The organism is Paenibacillus sp. FSL R7-0179 (assembly GCF_038002265.1).
Taxonomy (GTDB): domain Bacteria; phylum Bacillota; class Bacilli; order Paenibacillales; family Paenibacillaceae; genus Paenibacillus_AQ.
The window spans coordinates 1,188,363-1,207,915 of the sequence record NZ_JBBOCC010000001.1; the positions used below are offsets into that span (position 1 = coordinate 1,188,363).

Annotated in this window: 26 protein-coding genes; 20 read left to right on the forward strand and 6 right to left on the reverse strand. The window is 52.1% G+C overall.

All coding sequences use genetic code 11. From position 1 onward, the window contains the following. Nucleotides 1–66 precede the first annotated feature (66 nt). Nucleotides 67–1,215, reverse strand: coding sequence for an MFS transporter (locus tag MKX63_RS05230; RefSeq protein ID WP_341015722.1), 1,149 nt, complete (start codon nucleotides 1,213–1,215; stop codon nucleotides 67–69). A gap of 136 nt (nucleotides 1,216–1,351) precedes the next feature. On the opposite strand from MKX63_RS05230, the gene MKX63_RS05235 reads away from it, so the two are divergent. The 4 genes from MKX63_RS05235 (at nucleotide 1,352) to MKX63_RS05250 (ending at nucleotide 4,758) form a co-directional block, all read left to right on the forward strand. Next, a complete protein-coding gene (locus MKX63_RS05235; RefSeq protein WP_341015723.1) occupies nucleotides 1,352–2,242 on the forward strand; it encodes a LysR family transcriptional regulator in 891 nt (296 codons plus the stop codon). Nucleotides 2,243–2,306: 64 nt separating this feature from the next. Beyond that, the gene (locus tag MKX63_RS05240) at nucleotides 2,307–3,092 is read left to right on the forward strand and encodes a MerR family transcriptional regulator (RefSeq protein WP_341015725.1); all 786 of its coding nucleotides are present in this window, start codon (nucleotides 2,307–2,309) and stop codon (nucleotides 3,090–3,092) included. Continuing rightward, on the forward strand, nucleotides 3,089–3,739 hold the full coding sequence (locus tag MKX63_RS05245) for a GNAT family N-acetyltransferase (RefSeq protein ID WP_341015727.1): 651 nt from the start codon (nucleotides 3,089–3,091) through the stop codon (nucleotides 3,737–3,739). Before MKX63_RS05240 ends, MKX63_RS05245 begins: the two co-directional genes overlap by 4 nt. Further along, the gene (locus MKX63_RS05250; protein WP_445323478.1) at nucleotides 3,736–4,758 is read left to right on the forward strand and encodes an alpha/beta hydrolase family protein; all 1,023 of its coding nucleotides are present in this window, start codon (nucleotides 3,736–3,738) and stop codon (nucleotides 4,756–4,758) included. Before MKX63_RS05245 ends, MKX63_RS05250 begins: the two co-directional genes overlap by 4 nt. Before the next feature lie 27 nt (nucleotides 4,759–4,785). On the opposite strand, the gene MKX63_RS05255 is transcribed toward MKX63_RS05250, so the two are convergent. Then, the gene (locus MKX63_RS05255) at nucleotides 4,786–5,697 is read right to left on the reverse strand and encodes a helix-turn-helix transcriptional regulator (protein ID WP_341015728.1); all 912 of its coding nucleotides are present in this window, start codon (nucleotides 5,695–5,697) and stop codon (nucleotides 4,786–4,788) included. Nucleotides 5,698–6,000: 303 nt separating this feature from the next. Between MKX63_RS05255 and MKX63_RS05260 the strand changes: the two genes are divergently transcribed. The 6 genes from MKX63_RS05260 (at nucleotide 6,001) to MKX63_RS05285 (ending at nucleotide 10,614) form a co-directional block, all read left to right on the forward strand. Beyond that, the gene (locus MKX63_RS05260) at nucleotides 6,001–7,257 is read left to right on the forward strand and encodes an acyltransferase family protein (RefSeq protein ID WP_341015729.1); all 1,257 of its coding nucleotides are present in this window, start codon (nucleotides 6,001–6,003) and stop codon (nucleotides 7,255–7,257) included. Nucleotides 7,258–7,340: 83 nt separating this feature from the next. Next, the gene (locus MKX63_RS05265; RefSeq protein ID WP_341015730.1) at nucleotides 7,341–8,195 is read left to right on the forward strand and encodes an ABC transporter ATP-binding protein; all 855 of its coding nucleotides are present in this window, start codon (nucleotides 7,341–7,343) and stop codon (nucleotides 8,193–8,195) included. Beyond that, nucleotides 8,188–8,844: an ABC-2 transporter permease gene (locus MKX63_RS05270; protein ID WP_341015732.1), complete on the forward strand. Its 657-nt coding sequence runs from the start codon at nucleotides 8,188–8,190 to the stop codon at nucleotides 8,842–8,844. Before MKX63_RS05265 ends, MKX63_RS05270 begins: the two co-directional genes overlap by 8 nt. Continuing rightward, entirely contained in the window at nucleotides 8,841–9,206 is a 366-nt protein-coding gene (locus MKX63_RS05275) for a GntR family transcriptional regulator (protein WP_341015733.1), read from the forward strand. Before MKX63_RS05270 ends, MKX63_RS05275 begins: the two co-directional genes overlap by 4 nt. Nucleotides 9,207–9,618: 412 nt before the next feature. Continuing rightward, nucleotides 9,619–9,948 (forward strand): hypothetical protein, encoded by a 330-nt coding sequence (locus MKX63_RS05280; RefSeq protein WP_341015734.1) that lies wholly within the window; start codon nucleotides 9,619–9,621, stop codon nucleotides 9,946–9,948. 183 nt (nucleotides 9,949–10,131) lie between these two features. Then, complete coding sequence (locus tag MKX63_RS05285; protein ID WP_341015736.1) at nucleotides 10,132–10,614, forward strand: hypothetical protein; 483 nt, start codon at nucleotides 10,132–10,134, stop codon at nucleotides 10,612–10,614. A 135-nt stretch (nucleotides 10,615–10,749) separates the two neighbouring features. On the opposite strand, the gene MKX63_RS05290 is transcribed toward MKX63_RS05285, so the two are convergent. After that, nucleotides 10,750–10,950, reverse strand: a complete 201-nt coding sequence (locus MKX63_RS05290; protein WP_341015737.1) for a hypothetical protein — start codon at nucleotides 10,948–10,950, stop codon at nucleotides 10,750–10,752. Nucleotides 10,951–11,137: 187 nt separating this feature from the next. Between MKX63_RS05290 and MKX63_RS05295 the strand changes: the two genes are divergently transcribed. Continuing rightward, nucleotides 11,138–11,305 (forward strand): hypothetical protein, encoded by a 168-nt coding sequence (locus MKX63_RS05295; protein ID WP_341015739.1) that lies wholly within the window; start codon nucleotides 11,138–11,140, stop codon nucleotides 11,303–11,305. Between the two features lie 147 nt (nucleotides 11,306–11,452). Here the strand turns inward: MKX63_RS05295 and MKX63_RS05300 are convergent, their stop codons facing one another. Beyond that, nucleotides 11,453–12,100, reverse strand: a complete 648-nt coding sequence (locus tag MKX63_RS05300) for a glycosyltransferase (RefSeq protein ID WP_341015741.1) — start codon at nucleotides 12,098–12,100, stop codon at nucleotides 11,453–11,455. A gap of 63 nt (nucleotides 12,101–12,163) precedes the next feature. Further along, complete coding sequence (locus tag MKX63_RS05305) at nucleotides 12,164–12,697, reverse strand: TetR/AcrR family transcriptional regulator (protein WP_341015742.1); 534 nt, start codon at nucleotides 12,695–12,697, stop codon at nucleotides 12,164–12,166. Nucleotides 12,698–12,814: 117 nt separating this feature from the next. Here MKX63_RS05305 and MKX63_RS05310 point away from each other — a divergent pair, with 117 nt between their 5' ends. Further along, nucleotides 12,815–13,858: an SDR family oxidoreductase gene (locus MKX63_RS05310; RefSeq protein ID WP_341015744.1), complete on the forward strand. Its 1,044-nt coding sequence runs from the start codon at nucleotides 12,815–12,817 to the stop codon at nucleotides 13,856–13,858. 41 nt (nucleotides 13,859–13,899) lie between these two features. On the opposite strand, the gene MKX63_RS05315 is transcribed toward MKX63_RS05310, so the two are convergent. Further along, nucleotides 13,900–14,526: a pentapeptide repeat-containing protein gene (locus MKX63_RS05315; protein WP_341015745.1), complete on the reverse strand. Its 627-nt coding sequence runs from the start codon at nucleotides 14,524–14,526 to the stop codon at nucleotides 13,900–13,902. A 103-nt stretch (nucleotides 14,527–14,629) separates the two neighbouring features. Between MKX63_RS05315 and MKX63_RS05320 the strand changes: the two genes are divergently transcribed. From MKX63_RS05320 to MKX63_RS05355, 8 genes are all read left to right on the forward strand, one after another. Then, complete coding sequence (locus tag MKX63_RS05320; RefSeq protein WP_341015747.1) at nucleotides 14,630–15,202, forward strand: hypothetical protein; 573 nt, start codon at nucleotides 14,630–14,632, stop codon at nucleotides 15,200–15,202. Nucleotides 15,203–15,208: 6 nt separating this feature from the next. Next, nucleotides 15,209–15,604, forward strand: a complete 396-nt coding sequence (locus MKX63_RS05325) for a hypothetical protein (protein ID WP_341015749.1) — start codon at nucleotides 15,209–15,211, stop codon at nucleotides 15,602–15,604. Between the two features lie 104 nt (nucleotides 15,605–15,708). Beyond that, nucleotides 15,709–15,981, forward strand: a complete 273-nt coding sequence (locus tag MKX63_RS05330) for a hypothetical protein (RefSeq protein WP_341015752.1) — start codon at nucleotides 15,709–15,711, stop codon at nucleotides 15,979–15,981. 38 nt (nucleotides 15,982–16,019) lie between these two features. Beyond that, nucleotides 16,020–16,556: a hypothetical protein gene (locus MKX63_RS05335; RefSeq protein ID WP_341015755.1), complete on the forward strand. Its 537-nt coding sequence runs from the start codon at nucleotides 16,020–16,022 to the stop codon at nucleotides 16,554–16,556. Between the two features lie 32 nt (nucleotides 16,557–16,588). Further along, a complete protein-coding gene (locus MKX63_RS05340; RefSeq protein ID WP_341015756.1) occupies nucleotides 16,589–17,059 on the forward strand; it encodes an SMI1/KNR4 family protein in 471 nt (156 codons plus the stop codon). A gap of 29 nt (nucleotides 17,060–17,088) precedes the next feature. Continuing rightward, complete coding sequence (locus tag MKX63_RS05345) at nucleotides 17,089–17,649, forward strand: DUF4303 domain-containing protein (RefSeq protein WP_341015757.1); 561 nt, start codon at nucleotides 17,089–17,091, stop codon at nucleotides 17,647–17,649. A 44-nt stretch (nucleotides 17,650–17,693) separates the two neighbouring features. Continuing rightward, complete coding sequence (locus MKX63_RS05350) at nucleotides 17,694–18,431, forward strand: hypothetical protein (protein WP_341015758.1); 738 nt, start codon at nucleotides 17,694–17,696, stop codon at nucleotides 18,429–18,431. A gap of 25 nt (nucleotides 18,432–18,456) precedes the next feature. Further along, the gene (locus MKX63_RS05355; protein WP_341015759.1) at nucleotides 18,457–19,545 is read left to right on the forward strand and encodes an ankyrin repeat domain-containing protein; all 1,089 of its coding nucleotides are present in this window, start codon (nucleotides 18,457–18,459) and stop codon (nucleotides 19,543–19,545) included. Nucleotides 19,546–19,553 lie beyond the last annotated feature (8 nt).

Here is a 19,553-nt window from a genome sequence, read left to right on the forward strand (position 1 = left end):
GCCATCCCTGGGGATGGCCTCTTTGTCTTGCTGTGTCATCTCCCCGGCTGAGTACTTCAAGTGCGATCAAGCCTTCTGAGTCTTGAACAGCCGGATGGCCAGAATCAGAGCCACCGCTACAGCGGCGAGGCCCGCCCAGTTCAGGTGGAGCACAGAGGTACGGCTGATCACATAGCCCCCTAAGCCCGATCCCAGCGCGAATCCGAACTGGATGAAGGAAGTATTTACGCTCAGGGCCATATCCGGGTTCCTGGGAACCAGGGTGACCAGCAGAAGCTGCTGCGCAGGGGAGATACTCCAGGTGCCCAGCATGAAGAGCATCAGGATCAGGAGGAGGATGATCACAGGAACGCCCGTTAGTGAGAACAGGAGGAGCGTGGTTGCCTGTAACAGAAGTCCTGTCATTATGGTGAACTTCGATCCCTTGGAATCAGCCAATTGCCCGCCTAACTTGGAGCCCATGAAGCTGCATACCCCCGCGAGGAAGAGCACCCCGCTGATTTCGGTGACGGACAGGGAGGATGCGGCCTGAAGGTAGGGGGTAATATAAGTGAAGAGTGTAGCGTAACCCCCTACATACAATAAGCTGATCGCCAGAGCGGTAACAATTCTGGAATCCTTAAGCACAGACAGCTGCATCCTCAGGGTGACGGCTTCTTTTTCTTTTATGGCAGGGACCTTGGCTGAGATGATGAACAGCGGAACAAGGCTAAGCCCCCCGACGATGATGAATAGAGCCCTCCACCCAAAGTATTCGCTGAAAAAGGTACCGGCAGGAACGCCCAGAACCAGCGAGCTGCTCAGTCCCATCAGAATAATGCCAATCGCATTGCCTCTGCGCTCCTTCTCCACGAGCCGTGTAGCTACAGCCATGGCGACTACAGTCGCTATGCCCCCGCTTGCCCCTTGAATAATCCGTATCCCCAGCATAGCTTCATAAGGCAGCTTCAGCAGCATCAGACCATTGCTGGCAATGAATACGCCGAGGGCGGTCAGCAGCAGCTTTTTGCGGTCCATATTAATGGTCAATGCAATGAGCACCGGTGCAATAATGGCTGCGGACAGCGCAAATACGGTCACCAGCAGCCCCACTTCGGAGGTGGATACGCCAAGATCTGCGGCAATCATCTCAATCACACCTGTAATAATGTATTCAATCGTCCCGATCAGAAAAACGGCAAGTGCCAGAATATAGATCGTCAATCGGTTATGCAATTTCTTCCACTCCTTGTACATTCATCACGGAATCGGCCGCCGTTCTTGTCATCACTCTACGATGCTGCTAAGGTTAAGTCAAAGAAACGTTTCTGAATGAAACGTTCATTTTTTTTGAATGAAGGAGTGACATTGAATGGAATTACGCCAACTTAAAACCTTCTATACGCTGGCTTCCACGCTTAATTTCGCCCGCGCCGCCGAAGCGCAGAACTATGTTCCCTCAACGGTTACAATGCAGATGAAGGCCCTGGAGGAAGAATTGGGAGTGAAGCTGGTGGACCGGCTCGGCAAAAATGTGACGTTAACCGATACCGGCAAAACGTTCCTGCGTTATGCAGACAACATCCTGTGTATGGTGGAGGAGGCGCAGCACGCCCTCAAGCAGCCTGGTGAGCTGACCGGCACCATTGTAATCAGCGCAGATGAGACGTTATGCACCTATAGGCTTCCCGCTGTGCTGCACCGGTTCCGCCAGTTTCATCCCGGAGTCCGGCTGATCTTCCTGCCGCTGGTGAGTCCGAGCCTCAGGCAGAGCCTGCGGGACGGGGATGTCGATGTCATCTTCATGCTGGATGAAGTGAAGGGCGAGAGCGGATTTTGCGGAGAAAAAATAAGGGAGGAACGCTTCTGCCTCCTGGCCGCCCCCAATCATCCGCTGGCGTCGCGTCATGTGCTTACAATCCAGGATTTCCACGGGGAGACCTTTCTGCTGACGGAGCAGGGCTGCTCCTACCGTACCTTCTTCGAGCGCAGCCTGTCGCAGAAGGGGATGGCGGGCATTACGGAGCTTGAGTTTCACAGCGCAGAAGCTATCAAACAATGCGCGAAGCTGGGGATGGGCATCGCCATCCTGCCTGAAATGGCCGTAAGCGAAGAATTGAAGCGGGGGGAGCTGATCTCCCTGCCATGGGATTTGACCGCAGTATCTTTTGCAACTCAGATGTTCTGGCATGAGGAGAAGTGGCTCTCTCCGGCTATTGAAGCTTTTATCCATCTGGCCCGGGAGCTCGAGTCCTCCCCTTGACCTTAGGTCAGACCTAGGGTGTATCGTAGAGATATTCCAAGCCGCAGTCCGGGGAGTGATTAGGATGAGAAATGAAATAACGATTAGTGAACTGGCCAAGCTCATGAATGTGTCGGTCCACCAAATCCGGTATTTTGAAGAGAAGGGTGTTCTGCAACCTGCGTATACCGGTGAGAATCAGTACAGAATGTACAGTATGGATCAAGTGTATCAGCTCGCGCATATCCTGCTGCTCCGCAAGCTTGAAGTGCCTGTTCAGTCGATTAACGAATGTATGAGCTATAGTCCGGAGCAGCATCGCGGGCTGCTGGAGCACTCTCTCGAAGGGATTGAACAGGAGCTGGCGCGTCTTCGGGAGCTGCGGCAGTTCATCCGCAAGATGCTGGAGGAGGAGCAGAGCTACAGCTCGCAGGCGGAGCTCTTCCAGCGGGTGCAGCAGTCTGAGGTCTATCTCACCGAGATGATGAAGCTGGATGCGCACAGTCAGCTCAGTGCGGCGCTGTTGGCGGAGCAGGCGGCAGGGATACCGGATCTGTTCGAATCGGATATTTATTATGTGGCAGATGAGCAGGATACCGTGACCTTATATCTGGAGGTGCTGGCCCCAGGCGACCTGACGCTTCCAGGCGGGGAGTATCTGATCTGCCAATGTGTGATTCAGGAGGAGGAGCTTGAAGAACAGTGTAATCATTTCTTGACCTATGCGGTTGCACAAGCCATCAAGCTGGTTGGACCCCTGGTGGTGATTGAACGGTCGTATCTGTCGCTGTTCGCTCCGGGTAAGCTGCATTATGAGCTGAAGGCGCTGATTCAGCCGGGAGCACCTGCGCAAGGAACGGTTTCCTTATGAGCGCAGCCCCGATTACGATAGAGCCGATGCGGCCGGAGTATAACCGGCCGGTAAGCCAGCTGCTGGCCCAGGCGTTCCGGATCAAATTCCACAGGCGGCTGCATCTGAATGAGGCTGTGCTGGCTGAAGGTCTGGAGGCGCTGCTCGAATATGCTCCGGCTGGACCGTTCTCCCCCAGAAGCGTGGCCCTGCAGCAAGGCGAGGTGGTTGGCAGCATTGGGATAAAGTATAAGTCTGCGGCGAACCAGGAGGTAAGGGGCAAGCGGCTGCCCCCGTTACCCGCTATATCCAGTCTGCTGTGCAGAAGGGGCATGGTCCGAATGCTGACCGGTCTGGCTGTACTTGAACATTCCCCCGAGGCCGGCGAGTGCTATATTACCGATCTTGCGGTCCGTCCGGCCCACCACAGCAAGGGGGTAGGCCGGATGCTGATTGGCTGGGCCGGTGAGGTTGTGGCTGCCGATCCGGGCCTGGACCGCCTCAGCCTGCATGTTGCAGCTAGCAATCCGCGGGCCAGACAGCTCTATGAGCGGATGTCCTTCCAGACAAGTGCCCGTCAGAACAGGCAGCTCCTGGACATATTATTGGGCGAGCGGGCATGGGAATACATGGTGCTGGTTCAAAAAGGGGGACTGAGAAAGCAATGATGAGAACCAGGGAAATTTGGATTTATTTATGTGTGGCAGTGCTTTTGCTGGTAGGCGGGGCAGGGGTGTACATTGTGCAGCAGAACCGCTTTGAGATGATGGAACAGGCCATCCGGATTGCGTCTCCCGAGGGCGAGCTGACGGGTAAGCTGGTGTTGCCCAAGGGGTCTTCCGTGTCTTCCGGCAAGCTGGGACTGGTCCTCTTCATCCATGGGGACGGGCCGATTAATGCCTCGCATGATGACGGCTACAAACCGCTATGGGAGCGGTTAGCCAGCCTGGGTTATGCCTCCTTGTCCCTGGATAAAAGGGGAATCGGCGGTTCCGCAGGCCATTGGCTGGACCAGAGCATCGACGACCGGGTGGAGGAGGCGCGTGCAGCGATTGCCTGGGCCCGGAAGCAGCCGGGCATTGACCCGGACCGGATCGGGGTGTGGGGCGCCAGTCAGGCCGGCTGGGTGATTCCCAAGCTGGCGGACAAGGAACCGCTTGCCTTCATCATTCTGGTCTCCCCGGCCATTAACTGGCTGCGCCAGGGTGCCTATCATACCCGGCAGCAGATGCTGAAGCAAGGGGAATCGGAAGCCGAGATCGCAGCGGAAGAGGCGGCTAACAACGAGGTTCAGCAGCTTTTGGCACGGAAGGCGAGCTATGAAGACTATCTGGCTGCGGTGAAGGAGGATGACCCGATGACGAGGGAGCGGTGGACCTTTGTCAGCAAGAATTACCTGTCGGATGCCGAGCAGGATCTTAAGCAGTTCCGCTCGCCGGTACTCTTGCTGCTGGGCCAGCAGGATATTCATGTCGACTGGCAGGAGACGGAGCAGGTGTACCGCAAGATGATCCTGCCGGGGCTGCTGAGCGTCGCTGTCTTCCCGGAGGCAGAGCATTCCATGCTGAGCAAGAAGACGGCGGATTCCAGCTTCCGGGCGCTCATGATCAGTCTGTTCGCCCCGCGGCACATCACCGTGCCGGGCTATATGAATCAGATTGAGGACTTCCTGAAGGAGCTGAATTAAGAGCACGCTCTCTTCGCGCAGTAATTTCTACGTATACCGGCTCATCATTTCCAGCAGATACTTACGGAATTCTTCACGGTATGCCTTCGGCTCCATAATCTCCAGTTGAGTGCCGAAGCCGGCCAGGAATTGATATCCGACCGGGTGCTGCGGAATGTGGAATGTAGCCAGGAGCTGTTCCGCGTCATAGGGTTCAATGCTTTTGCGGCCAAACCGTTCAATGAATTGATCCTTGACCGACGGTGAGATCAGGGCCTTGACTTCGGTTAACTCCGGCGAAACTTCTGCCTTCCGCGTCCACTCCAGCATGTCTGCTCTGGGGCTGAAGGTCTGTTCACTCCGCTCAAGCTGCTCCATCCGGGAGAGCTTGAACATCCGGGGCCCCATCCGCTCCAGGCAAAAGCCCTTCAGATACCAGCTCGATTCGCTGAAATGAAGCTGGTAAGGCTCCACCGTCCGTACCGTCGGGGTGCCTGCTCTGTCGGTGTAGCCGAAAGTCAGCAGCCTGCGCCCGGCGATGGCTTCCTGACAGAGCTTCAAGGCTCCGGCAAGCTCAGCGCGGCCCGCCCAATCATAGAAGGAGAGCTGAACGGACCCTTTAGGAGCGGTGGGACTTACCATCGCTTCTATTTTGCGGAGCGTCATGGCTACATCCCCGCTGATCAGAATCTGCCCCAGCCCGCCGAGTGCAGCCAGTATATTCTCCAGGTCAGAGCTGCTCAGCAGCCGCTTGTCCATCTTGTATTCTTCCATAATGCCGTAGCCGCCCTGCACGCCGGGAGTAGTGTATATAGGAATGTGCGCCAGACTGAGCGTCTCCATATCGCGGAGAATCGTCCGTTTGGACACGCCGAATAATTGGGCGAATTCACTGCTGGGCACAATGTCTTTTTTGAGCAGAATCATGATGATGGTAATCAGCCGTTCGACCTTGTCCATCCGCTTCCCTCTTTCTGGATGTGGGTATGAAACGGTGACATATGGCCGTCACCTATCGTGTATTATACTACATTTATCTTACGAAGGCGGTTATGCTCAATGTCGGCGGTTGTTTATATTAAAACCTCCAATAATACAAATAATTCACAATAATAGAATAGAAAACACGGTTTGAAAAATTTTATGCGTTGACGCCTTGAATCGTTGAAGGATTTGGCCTTGATATATGGAAAGATAGAGTACCTGAGACCGGTCTGCGCGATATATTCAGGAATTCACTCATGAAAAGAGGAATTTGAGCTGATGTCAACGATTCGTCTGGGCAATACCCGGCTGACAGGAGCGGATGGCGTTCGTGCGATCGCCTGCCTGTCAGTCATCCTGCATCACTTGTCGCAAAAGCTGACCATGCCCGCACAAAAACCCTGGCTCCAGGAGCTGCAATCCGTGCTGCTTCTGGGGAACAGCGGGGTCAGTCTGTTTTTTCTGTTAAGCGGTTTCCTGCTGTCGTTCCCCTTCTGGAGTGCGTATCTCGGTAACGGGCCGTATCCGAGCCTGCGGACGTACACTCTGCGCCGTGCCGCGAGAATCATGCCAGGCTTCTACGTGTCACTGCTGGTGTGTCTGCTCCTGACCTGGAGGCTGGACATTCCGATGGAGTACTTGGGGCGGCGGATTGCAGCAGCCTTCACCTTCACCTCGGGCTTCCACTACACCACGTTCTTCCCCTCCGACTTGAACGGACCGCTCTGGTCCATCAGCTTCGAGGTCATCTGCTATCTGCTGATGCCACTCTTCATGGCAGTGTTATTCATGCTCGGCAAGCGGCATTCCTTCGGTAAGGCGGTCCTGTTCTGGGTCGCCGTCTTCGGTCTGGTGCTGGCCGCCAATGCGCTCATTCATCAGTGGCTCACGCCGGGCGAGCAGGGCCGGGGCTGGGACTACGGCCAGGTTGGCGGCGCGAAATTCTGGATGCCGAATTACAATCCGGTCGGCTTCTTCGGCCACTTCACCATCGGCATTCTGGCCGCAGGCATTACGAATGCCTTGCTCCAGCACCGCTCCAGAATGCAGCGGCTCAGCAAGCTGGGTGTGTTCGATGCGGCTGCAGTACTTGCTCTGGGCCTTGCCGGTCTCCTGATCTGGCGGATGCGCCACGCAGGTGAATTCGACTTCAGTCTCCAGCAGCAGCCGTATATGTTCCCGGTCTATGCCATATTGTTCGGAATCGTGCTGTTCTCGGCACCGTTCAGCCGATACGCCGGACGTGTGCTGGATAACCGCTTTTTCCGGTATACGGCCAAAGTGTCATTTGGCCTGTACATATGGCACTATCTGTTCATTACCTTAATCGAGAAGTACGGCATTCAGGATTTCCATTATTCCGGGGTCAGGGATGTGTGGCGCTGGCTGGGCATCAGTATGTCTGTTGTGGTCATCTCTTACGCAGTGGCGACTCTCTCGTATTATCTCATCGAGCAGCCGTTCATTAACTGGTCCAAGGGCAAGCCGTTCTTCCGGCGCGAGCCGAAGGAGAAGCCTGCGGAGGCGGCAGCCTAATCTTCACTGAACCGTTGACTTTGTGAAATCTCCATGATACATTGTGTATACACGGAATACACAATTTATTGGGGAGGGTTGTTATGCTGGCCTTGGATATTAGACACTTAAATAAGAGATATTCGAATTTTCAGCTCAAAGACGTATCTTTTCAACTGGAGCAGGGATATATTATGGGCTTCATCGGCGTGAACGGCGCCGGCAAAACAACGACGATCAAATCCATTCTAAATATGATTCAGATGGACAGCGGCGAGATTCACATTCTTGGCAAGAACATCGCAGAGCACGAGATGGAGCTGAAGCAGGACATCGGCTGTGCCTTCGGCGATATTAACTTCTACACCCGCAGCCGGATCAAGACGCTGACGGGAATCACGAAGAAGTTCTATAAGAACTGGAATAATGACACATATTACAAGTATCTGAGCCGGTTTAAGCTGGACGAGAACAAGAAGATCGCTGAGCTGTCCACCGGCATGAAGGTTAAGTACAGCCTGACTCTCGCTCTGTCGCATGGCGCCAAGCTGCTCATTCTGGATGAGCCGACCAGCGGACTCGATCCGGTCTCCCGGGATGATCTGCTCGATATTTTCCAGGAGCTTATTGTCAGCGGGGAGCTTAGCATTCTGTTCTCCACCCATATTACCTCCGACCTGGAACGCTGTGCCGACTACATCACCTTCATTGAACAAGGGCAGATTGTGGCAAGTAGCGAGAAAAATGAGTTCAAGGAATCCTACCGCCTGATTAGCGGGAGCGAGGCTGACCTGAGCAGGGTGAAGGACCGCCTGATTTCTTACAAAACCAACTCCTTCGGCTTCACCGGATTGATCCATACCCGGGATATTGATTCTGCTTGGACACTTAACACGGCCATCCCGACTCTGGATGACATCATGATCTACTTTGCCAAAAAGGAGGGTGTATATGTATAATCTGGTGCTGAAGGATTTGAAGTTAGGCGTTAATCCCTGGTTCTTCGTCTTGCCCTTCCTGATGGGCGGCCTTATGCTGATTCCCGGCTGGCTCTATTTCCTGGTCCCGCTGTACTTCTGCTTCATCACGGTACCGAACATGTTCGGCGGCTTCAAAAGCCAGAATGATCTGATGTTCAGCACCATACTGCCTGTGACCAAGAGCGATATTGTGAAGTCCAGAGTCACTGTACTTGTCATTCTGGAGCTGATGCATCTGCTGGTCGCCATGATTGCCAGTATATTTACCTTTCAGCTATACCCGAAGATGCAATATTTCTTCTTTGCGCCGCATATGGGCTTCTGGGGTATGTGCTTCATTATGATGGCGCTTTTCAATCTCATCTTCATTCCGATATACTATAAGTCAGCTTATAAGTATGGTCTAGCGACCACGGCATCGACCGTTGCAGCCGTCCTGTTCGCTGCTGCGGTCCAGTGGGCTGGTATCCAGAATGCTTGGCTGCATAGCCTGTTCTACGGCTCCGGGCTGGACCGGACAGGGCTGCAGCTCTCCATTCTGGCCGGCGGCGTCCTGATCTTCATTGCCTGTAACCTGCTGGCCTACCGGATTGCGGCGAAGAGATTCCTGAAAGTGGAGATTCTATGAATGTAACGATATCCAGCACCTCCGAGAAGCCGATCTATCAGCAGCTGCATGAACAGATCAGCGCGCAGATTCTCCAGGGGGAGCTGGAGAGCGGCTACTGTCTGCCGCCGATCCGCCAGGCCGCGCTGGAACTTGGTGTCAGTGTCATCACGGTGAAGAAGGCCTGGGAGGAGCTGGAGCGGAGCGGGCTGATCAACACGGTAACCGGCAAAGGCTGCTTTGTCGCCGAATTCACGCCGGAGGAGATGCTGCGGATTCGTAACGAGATGGTCCTGAAGCAGATGGGGAGCGACATTCAGTATTACAAGTCCTTCGGCCTTACCCTGGAGGAAGTTACCGAACTGCTGGGGAAGATTTATTGAAGCGCGCAGACATTAAACACAGAAACAGGCTTTTCGCGTTCCCTCTTCTGAGGGGAGTAGAAAAGCCTTTTTGTTGTGTGTGTTACGGAACACGCATCGTGGATCTATTGGATCTGTGTTTTTTAAGAATTCGTTGAGGCTTGGGCGTGACTCCAGAGAGTTCTAGACTTAAAAAGTAAAGATTAAGAGTTGTTAAACGTTATAAAAAATATCCCTATAAGTGAGAAACAAAACAAGGCGCCTTGGATTCTCAAAAAAATATTAATCTGGAGGTAGATTCTTTATGGCAACAAGTCGTGAATATGCAGCTTCTGTAACGGTTAGTCTTTCTCAACTACAACAAATGCGTGACGCACAAAACTACTCCTATGTTTATGGGCATTGAGGTGATTCCTCGGCTGATACAGTATCCTTGAGCGGTGCGCTTGGTGGATTTTCAGCTACAATTCTTGGACTTATTTTTGTTACTAGTACGCCTGCCGGAGTTGCTGTTGGAGTGGCAAGTCTTGTAGCAAGCTTGTTTGGTGGAGTAGGGAATGATACAGGGAAAGTTATTCAGAATGGGGTATCCGCAATGACTGAAATGGCCCGGACTTTGCAGCCGTTGACTAGGTACGACCTTTTTCAAATTCGTTTCCCATTCCTTGAATTCTCTTTACAAAATGGTACAATTATTCGTTTTGTTTCTGGAAAAGGGGTTATCGAGAGAGCACATTCAGGCAGTGGTTGGGAAATAGTATAAGATTATTTAACAAAGAGAACCTGATACTTATTGTATCAGGTTCTCTTTGTCCCGTATTATCGTAACTTCTATATTGAGCCTAGAAATGAATTTAAAGCATCTATTTTTCATTGAATTAGTATATAGTTGGAAAGTGGCGATTGTGGAGCAGTATATTAATACTAGAAAAGGAAGTGAATTGTAATGAAGGAGCGTAAGTCAAACTGGATAATAGCGGGAATTGTAATTATTGGAATTATTATTTATGGGATTTATTTTTTTATGAGCTTATCTACAACTATGGATAAAGCGGTACTCAATAAGATTGATGATACAAACGTTACTCTTCAAATTATCCGAATACCTCTTAAAACAGATTCGGTCCCAAGTAAAGATGTAACTGTCATTGATCAAAATCAGATTCGAAAAGTGTTTCAACCAATGTCTAATCTCAAATTAAAGAAAACATCTAATTTTGATAAAGTAGATGCTGCCTCTGAGTATGATGTGTTTATCTATTCAAAAGAAAATCAAAAGCTCCTCTTCCGTGTCGCATTCCTTAATGAAAAATATGTTTACGTTTATGATAAAAGTAAGAAAGAAACGATTCAAAATTATTCTATAGTAAGTAAGCTCGACTATAAGTCATTTTCGGATATGCTCGAACAATTACTAACTTCTCCATAAATCTAGCAGTGGTATAAATTTAAAATCAAGCATTTACAGCACTGTGTCTGTGAATATAAATAATAATTAAAAAATGGTTTTTTCTTAGGGGAGTTGCGGCTAACGCAGCTCCCTAAGTCTGTTGAACCAATGCGCCTATTTACGTACCGCTTTGATATCCCCTGTTTTTTCTTGTTCCTCCAAGGACTGAATTGCTTGAGTGAGTAAATGCAACGAAGTATCCAATTTTTCTAACTTCTCCCCTATGGTATCCAGCACATAACGAATCAAAATAAAGCAGAGTGTGACCGGAAAACCTACATTGGTTATCAAAGGTACCACATCTTCAATCTTCATGTATTCATTCCTTCCTCAATTTATGCTTTTAGGATAGGGAAACTGACCTTCTTGTTTCACAACCATTTCACTAAATATAAAAAAATGGTATAATATACAGGAACAAATGTTCTTATTTGGTTGTTGTTTTCCTCTCGAAATTTCCCTACTTACATATGTAATATAAATTCGGAGGGAGAGAACCACTTTGGAACAGAGTGAATACAACCGCTATAAGACTGAAATTTATCGCATTGGCTGGAGATTGCAGTACCGGGCTAAGAAGCTCAGAGGGCACGAGCAAAGCTATGAGCGTGATTTGCCGGCTCCTTCCTTTACAGAATCTTCGGATAACCGGGTCGTGGTCGAGCAATGAGTGAAGAAAACTTAAATGATTATTATATAAGTGTTCCTTTGGCTTCACACTTTAAGAAAGGATCAGTTTGCTGAAAAAGATCTTTTGACCGCAATAAAAAGGCTTTTCACCCTCCTTTGCGAGATGGTGAAAAGCCTATTTGCTTCCCTAAAATTTCTCCGGGAACTGTTTCACAATCCCCTCAGTCAACAGGTCGGCAAAATGTATCATATGGACCTCATTCTTGTCGGTTGCAGCAATGGAAGCGGGATAGTCTGCCTTGAGGATATCAAGCACGATGTCCGTGACAAGCTGAAGATGCTCGTACAGCATATCCTGCACCTGTTTCACGGGCCAGTTCGGGTTCAATCCGCTCAGGAAGCGGGCAATCTTATCGGCGTTCCGGTGCCAGTCGGCCTGGAGCTTCTGTACCTCTCCCGCATTGCCCTTCTGGGCGGCCGCGACAATCTGTCCGGCGATCTGAATATGCTCCTTCAGCAGTCCGGCCAGCTTGCTGCCGTTCGCTTCCCCGTAATAACGCCCCAAGACATTGCCGATGTCCTCCTGATTCCTGAGCAGCCGCTCCAGGACATCCTTCTGGTCCGGGTTATTGTAGAGGGCGCTGACAATATAGTTGTGCGTCCAAATGGTGTGGTCAATCCACACCTGCTGCATCTCGCTTCTCAGCTGCACCACTTGCGGGCTTATGCAGGCAGCTTCCTTCTTTGCGGCCGCGAGCGCCTGTACCGGAACCGCAGCTTGGGCCAGACTGAAGACGAGCCCAAGAGTAAACACCGTTAACCATAGCTTTTTCACAATCAACTGCTCCTTTGTATGGGATGCGCGAATCTGCATTATTATGGCTAGAATGGATGATAATTATTTGTGAAAAAGCCGGATAAGCGCGGATATCTCCTCCAGGGTCTCTTGCTGGCCATTCCTGATCCACATGATCCAGATCTCAAATACGCCGGCGCTCATGAAATGAATCCAATACTCTCGCCTTGCCCCGTTCCAGTCTGGAAACGGAATCAGCTCATCGTAGAACTGTGCAATATGGTGCTTGAAGATCTGATACAGCAGCCCTGTGAAATTGCCTTCAATCGCCAGGCGGAAATCAGCGGAGAAGGTTTGGAAAAAGCGGGTCAGATCCGTTATCTTTTGCTCGTGATTCGGTTTGTGGGCGATTTTATAGAAGATATCGGCAAACTTAGGCTCATAGTATCCGGTCACGACCTGCTCAAGGCTGTCATAATTCCGGTAGAAGGCCATCCGGCTGACCCCGGCTTTTTTGACAAGCTCCGAGATGGTCACCTCTGACATTTTTTTCGTCCGCAGCAGCTCCAGCAGGGCAATCGTGATCCATTCCCGGGTGTCTTTTTTGATCAATTGTGCATGATCGGTGGCTGCCATTACAGTTCCTCCATTCTGTCACACATGCCTGTTAACGGCTTGATAGCGATAAGGTCCAGCCTTATTATAGGGTAAAACACGTTACAAGTGTAACGTCTACCGGAGGAGATATTGATTATGGGAGAGCATAACAAGCCTGTAGTGCTGGTGACCGGAGGCTCAGGATTCATCGCTGTGCATATTATTGTGCAATTACTGGAGAAGGATTATCGTGTTCGGGCTACTCTGCGGTCTATGGGCAGACAGGATGAAGTGAAGGCCATGGTGTTGGCGGGCGGCGGGGCTAATATAGAGGACTTGTCGTTTATAGAGGCTGATCTGACTTCGGATAAGAACTGGAATCAGGCGGTGAAGGAGGCGGATTATGTGATTCATGTAGCTTCTCCAACGCCTAATCGGATATATAAAGACGAGAATGAAATGATTCAGCCGGCGCGTGAGGGGGTTCTGCGGGTGCTAAGAGCAGCGCGCGAGGCCGGGGTCAAACGTGTGGTCCTAACCTCTGCCTTCGGAGCCATTGGAGTGGGACATAAGCAGCATGCAGGCTCTTATACTGAAGAGGACTGGTCCAATACAGACGCGAACATCCATCCCTATCAAAAATCCAAGACCCTCGCTGAACAGGCAGCCTGGGAGTTCATCCGCCATGAAGGCAGAGGGCTGGAGCTGTCTGCAGTCAATCCCGTCGGTGTGATGGGACCCATTCTGGGCAAGGATTACTCTCACTCTAATGAGATTGTCCGCAACATGCTGGAGGGCAAGCTGAAGTCGGTCCCCAAGATCTATTCCGATTATGTGGATGTCCGGGACGTAGCCGCACTGCATATTCTGGCTATGGTGCGTCCCGAAGCCAGCGGGGAACGGTTCATCGCTTCCAGCGCCGAGAATCTCTCTACGCTGGAGGTAGCCCGGATTCTGCGGAAGCACCTGGGGCAGGACGCAGAACAAGTGCCTACGAGGGAAATGCCCAATCTGCTTGTCCGCGCCGCGGCGCTGTTCAATCCCAAGCTAAGAATGATAGCTACTCTTCTGGGCCAGGATATGTCAACGAGTAATCAGAAGGCCAAACGTCTTCTGGGATGGAACCCGCGCCCGGCAGAGGAGGCTATTATAGCTACTGGGAGAAGTATGATAGACATTATTAAAGAGAAGATAAAATGACAAAAGTGACCATTCCAATGATAGAAAAGGAGACGGGGTGGTCAATCCTCAAATTTAACATGATCCAGTATCGTATTTCCCCACTCAGGGAGTAAGCGGGCGTCTCCCGCAAAGCGGCTTCCGGCGACCGACCCGTTTTGAAACAGCGCCCCCTCAAAGCTGCATTCCTCGAACCGGCAATACAACAATAAGGCACTGCGGAAGTTAGCGCCATCAAAGCGGCAGCGGGTGAAGGACACATCATTTGCGATCACTTTGCTTAAGTTGCAGTCTGTGAAATCACAATCCTGGAACGTCTTGCTCATTCTGGCACCATTCAGCTTCGCTCCCCGGAAGGAACAGTGATTGAAGGTATGGGTCACGAATCTGTTGTCCAGTCTTACACCATCCAGCCAACAACGGGTGAGCGTTGAGGTGTTCAAGGTTGCCGCATCCTCGAAACGTGAGTAAGAGAAATCAATATCCTGTAGAGTGAGGTACTGTATGCTCTCGGTCAGAGTAACTCCCCGGTAATCCTTGAGTCCTGTTTGCGTCTGTCCATAAGGGGAGATGGGAAAGGAACGGTCCTTTTGATGGAGATTATGTTTACCTGAAATCGCAGCTAGACAGCGGTTCACTTCAGAGAGCTGGTCGTCCTGCCATCTGGCCAAGAGGAATTTCTTGTTCAAGGTAGCTCCTCCTTGCATTAATTTGGTAAAATAAATGAAATCTAGTTTATATGTTAGTATGTCAAGTCACTATAGACAAGCCATTAAAGGAGGCCATCCATCCGTGGGAAGATCGTTTGCAAATCTGCATATCAAGTCAGGTGACCTGGAGAAGACGCTTCAAGCCTTACAGGAGCTGACCGGGAAGCATGGCAAAGTACTGGGTTATCCTGACACACCGGAGCGTAAGGCCGTTATCTATGTAAGCCAAAGTAATGAGGGCTGGATCAGCGTGCTTCACGATTATTTCGTATGGGGTACGGTGAAAAAGGCAGGCAGAACGTTGTCCGGGCTGCTACAGGAGCCGGTGATGACGGTGGCATATATGAATGAGGAGATCTTCGAGCTGTCGTTCTTTGAGCAGGGGGAGATCCAGGCCGAACGAATCTTCTGTGAGCCGTGGACCCGGGAGGAAATTGAACAGCTGCGGGAAGAGCGTATAGCAGACGAATATATCCAGCGGGTGCTCGGGATGCAGACTGAAGATGAGAGCTTCGGCGCATTCATCAGCCTTACGGGCCCGGAGCAAGCGGTGGAGCGCCTGTCTGAAATTACTGGAATGTCTCTATGGTGCGATGCGGAATGGTTACCGTATGAAGAGACGCTCAGAGCGCGCTTTGTTACGTATGAATGGTAGAAGAAGATGCTAAAAAACAGCGGATTCTACAAGCTGCGCTTCTTCATCACACCCGGGGAGCTTAAGAGAGTTGTAGAGCTTCTGGAGCCCACGCAGATGCGGTATTATTTAACCAATTATACCCATACAGAGCATGATCAGAATCAGGTGGTGGAGTCGTATCGCGCCTTCTATCAATATTATACAGCTGCGGGAAAAGAGAGCGGGGTGCGCCCCTTCTTCATCTATTCGATGCCGGTTCTGCCGGATACGGAGAGCTTTGGTTTTTTTGCGAGAAATGAGGGGATTTCTAATTACCGGCTCTATTCAAAAAATGACCAAGCCTCTCCGCTTCTCCGCGCAAGACCCGGAGGCGATGGAGGAACAGAAGCCCTCTGCACGCATAAGCCATGCGGCGGCTGAAGATTTAAGCAACTCCTGGATGGTCAGACAATACGGACTCGTGATCCATAGGCAGCCAGGGCCTAGCTGATCTATTGGATTATCCATGAAAGGGAGGGGAACAGATGGCGCTGAAGTTGGCGTGTACCTGGGGCGTGCTGGCTCTATCATGCAGTGCGGTATGGTGGAGCTTCAAGACCGAAAAGCTGATCACCGTCTCCTGGCTGATGTTCCTGCTCCCTGCGATTCTCCAGCTTATTGCTGCTGTGCGGATCGGGCCGGGCAAAGCCAAGTTATTTCTTGTATTCGGCTGTATTAATCTGCTGTTCGCGGCCCTGACCGGTGCGGCCGTCTGGTATCTGGTCCAACTGGCAGACGCCTATAGAAGGGGGAAATAATTCAAGCATGTCTTAAGCGCGGGGGGAGGGGTGCTAATATGCAACTGGGTTTTACGCTGGATACCCATGGAACCTGTGTGGGTGTACTTAGAGATGAATTGATGCCGTTAGAGGAACTGGCAAATACATGCGAGTTTCCCTATGCTATCTTTGTGGTGTTCCGGGTATTGCCTGATAGCTATGGGCGGAGAACGTTCAGACGTTTTGACAGCGGGGATCATACCCTCTATCTGGATCTCAGCCTAAGCTACGAGTTGTACCAGCGCATGTCCAAGAATGAGCAGCGCGAGGCCTTGGGCATTCACCTGTACAGCTATCTGGCAGAATCCCTTGCCAAGTATACCAAGCATGCCGGTAAGACTGCCCAAGCTGAGCTGCTGGAACGGGTGAAATGCTGGATGCTGGCCAATAACTGGCTGGAAGGGAAAATCCACCAGGCACGCCTCCTCCTCTCCCGCGAGATGGGACTCCATGAGGTTAGCCGGACCTTGAAGCTGCCGCTGGAGGAGATTGAGTATATCCTGCTGCGCATGAATGACGATGCGCCAGCTGCTGTTCATCCTGACAACCTATAATCATCCCTTATCAGGAAGAGAGGAGACAACGTATGTATGAGCGTCTGACCGAGTTATTAAGCAAGCCTTCCCCGATCCGGTGGTTTCCGGGTCATGAGGCCGAGGAGAGCTGGATTGCCGAAGCTGAGGAGGAATTAGGCTTCAAGCTGCCGCCGTCTTACCGCTGGTGGCTGACCCGTTATGGGGGTGGGAGCCTGGGGGACGGGCAAATTCTGACGCTGGTTGCTCCTGAGGATAGGGAGTATACCGACTGGGATCTGCTGTATATCCACAGGCTGAACCTGGCGGAGGATTGGTGGGTAGCCCGGTTTCCGCATCGCATGGATCTGTTCGTGCCGGATAGCGATGAGCTGTATTACTTCGACACCTCTTCCCCCGATGAACAGGGAGAATTTCCGGTCATGCGTTATGACCTGATGAATGATCTGATCGAGGAATACGCCCCGACATTCGCCGGATTCCTGGAGCAGCTGATTGATGAGCGTTCTCCTAGAATTCCTTAGTGGAGCAGCCAGTTAGAGGGAGGACAGCCATGAATACAGCGCAGGAAATAGAACGGTTGGCGGCGGAGATTGCGGAGGCGGCCCGGAGGGCGTTCCGCGAGCTTTTTGCGAATGGGGAGCGTTACTATTACTGTACGTTATATACAACGGGCGAGGGACACGCGCCAAGCCTCTCCGCCTGGTCGCGGGAAGCCCTGGAGCAGGAGGCGGCCAGACAGGCAGAAGGCAGCAGCATACCAGCAGCAGAAATCGCCGGGCTAATCAAATGGTCTTATGCCGATTCGCCTTATTGCTGCTTCGGGGATGAGCATTTCGATGAGGTCAAGCAGTCCTTCCAGGCGCGTCCGTCCATTGCAGTGTTGGAGGCTGACGCAGGGAATCATGAGTTCGGGCTGCGGCTGGAGGCCATGGAGCTGGCGATGCGGCTACTGGATGCTGAGGGGCTGTTCGCACTCAATCAGCCGCGTGAGGACGTATGCGTGCTTGCCGAAGTGATGCCGCCGGATGAGGGGAATACGGACATTGCCCTGCGGCTGAACCGGGCAGAATTTCCGGCGATGCAGGCCTGGCTGGCGGAAGCAGCAGAATAAGATTATTGATGAATAACTCACGCAGGAAGCCGGGGGAATGACGAATGTATATTGTATCTGAGCCCAAGAGGTTGTCAGAGCATCACAGGCAGCAGCTCGAAGCAGAGAACACCGTTCTGTATCCGCCAGCGTACCTCCAGTTCTTGCAGCAGTACGGCGAAGGGACGTATCGGGGCTGGATGAATGTGCAGGCTCCTGACCCGGAGGTGCTGCGGCCTTTTGCCGGATACGGGTTATGGGAGCATGATCAAGACAGTCCTATAACGGAACAGCAGATCGGGGAGTGTACAGCTATCGGGACCACCGTGGACGGTGATTTCCTGGCAGTCCATCCGGGGGTGAACGGGCTGCTGTGGCTGCCACGTCATGCGGAGCAGATTCAAGCGATTCCGCTGCCGGCCGGGGAAGAGGAAGAGGCCGTTGGCTATGCCCTGATTCTGGACGGCATCTACCGCCGGATGTATGGGCGTAGCCAGGAGGAGAGTGTCTATTATGAGCCTTGGACGGGAACCCGCGAGCATATCTTCCTGCGGATGCCGCCGGGAGCGGGCCAGCTGACGCTTACAGAGCTGGCGGACCTGTACCGGGCGGACCATCCGCCGGATCTCTTCATTGTGAATCCTTACGTCTGCTACCTGTTCTATCGGGAGCTGGGGGGCTATATCCGCTTGAATCTGGCGGGTGGGCAGGAGGTAGCCATTTTCTATGAACAGACAGCCGGGCAGGTATTCGCCAAGACGAAAGCGTGGCTTCTGTCGAAGGGATGCGAATTGTATTCATAGGAGTGAAGAATAAGGAGGAGTGCGGATGATTGTCCTGAAGGACATAGGGAAATTCGAGGTACTGCCGGAGCGGGCGCTGCAGATCTATCAGGGGGATGTTTCGGCCTTGCAGGCCGCGATTGCTGCGGGCTGGGATATCGAAGCGGAGCTGGAGCTTAGCAAGCGTACCACGATCAGTCCGCTAGACCTGGCGATTATTACGCAGCAGACCGGGGTGGTGAAGCTACTGGTGGAGCATGGCGCGAAGCTGAATGTCCGCCAGAATCCGGCCTTCCTGCGGGCGATTCGTTATGGCAAGGAGGATATCGTCCGCTACCTTGCTGCACAGGGCGCGAAGCTGGACCTGCTCAGCCGGACAGGATCAGGTGCCTATTCACAGGCGTACTACGGCAACAAGAAGAATATCCCGCTGATCCATGAGCTGGGTCTGGACATCCGGCAACATGCTGGTGCCGTGCTGCGGCAAGCCGTCTCGGACCATGATCTGAAGACGCTTACCTATCTGCTGGAACAAGGAGTAGATATTAACTATAACAAGCCGGATATGGTCTATCCTTACGGGGCGACACCGCTGACGGTGGCTGCCCGGATGGGGAATATGAACATGGTCCGCTTCCTGGTTGAGCGCGGTGCGGACATATTGATTACGGAGAAGGACGGTGAGCGGCCGTATACGATTGCGGTCAGCAGCAAGCATACCGCCATGGCGGAATACCTGAAATCGCTGGAACCGCCGGATGTCCATAATGCAGCGAACAAGAAAGCGGAGCTGGCCAAATATAAACTGCCGGATGAACTGGTCCAATTCCTTACCGGGGACGAGCTGCGCCTGACGCTGGTCCCCAATGAGTATGAGATTGGGTACATTGACTTCTTCAGCTTCACTGACACGATAGAGATGAAGGCTGGCCGGCGCAAGCTGCTGCGCCTGTCTGCCGATATCGACAATTATTCCGGTCTGGTGCTGGTCTGGAATCCGCAGAAGAAGGGGCAGCTCGGCTGTTATGATGTGGAGCATCAGACGTATGCAGATCTGTGCAGCTTCCCGGAATTCCTTGAGCAGCCTGAACATTACCTCATACAGTTCATGGAGGGAGAGCTGGACGGATCATGAAGGAGAGG